General features: G+C 71.1%; 1 protein-coding gene. It reads right to left on the reverse strand.

All coding sequences use genetic code 11. The features are described 5' to 3' along the window. Nucleotides 1–44: 44 nt before the first annotated feature. Nucleotides 45–533 (reverse strand): LysR family transcriptional regulator (locus JNK74_30065; protein ID MBL7650415.1); only part of this gene is annotated, 489 nt, incomplete at its 5' end.

The following is a 533-nucleotide window of genomic DNA, read 5'->3' on the forward strand; positions in this document are numbered from 1 at the left end:
GGCCTCTCGCGGAGGTCGACGTCGGCGGGGATGCCGGGCGGGCCTCAAGGCATCGACTTGCTTGTTCGACCATGGCGCCCGCAGGCACCAGCCTGGGCGCCGACCCGCAGCAGCTCCAGCAGCGCGCTCAGTGGCCCGCCGGGCTCGCCCGCCCAGACCAGGTTCGTCCGGTTCGTCCGCATCGCCTCCGGCAGTTCGTGGCGTTGGATCGAATCGCCCATGACGGCATTGTCGAGGACGCTCGCCGGCATGATGGCGACGCCGGTTCCGGCCGCGACGCAGGCCACGATAGCATGGTAGGAGCCGAGGTCGAGGAACCGGCGCGGGGTGACGCCGGCCGCGGCGAACCAGTCGACCAGCAGGCGCCGGTATGAGCAGCCATGCGGAAAGGCGACGACCGTCTGGTCGGCGAGATCCTGCGCACCGCCGATGCGGGGGCCGCCTCGCGCGGTGATGAGGACCAGCTCTTCCGCGAAGACGGCCACGGCCGAGAGGCTTCCCTTGTCGAAGGGTTCGGAGACGAAGGCGGCGTC

This window comes from Candidatus Hydrogenedentota bacterium (assembly GCA_016791475.1).
In the GTDB taxonomy this organism is placed as follows: Bacteria; Hydrogenedentota; Hydrogenedentia; order Hydrogenedentales; family JAEUWI01; genus JAEUWI01.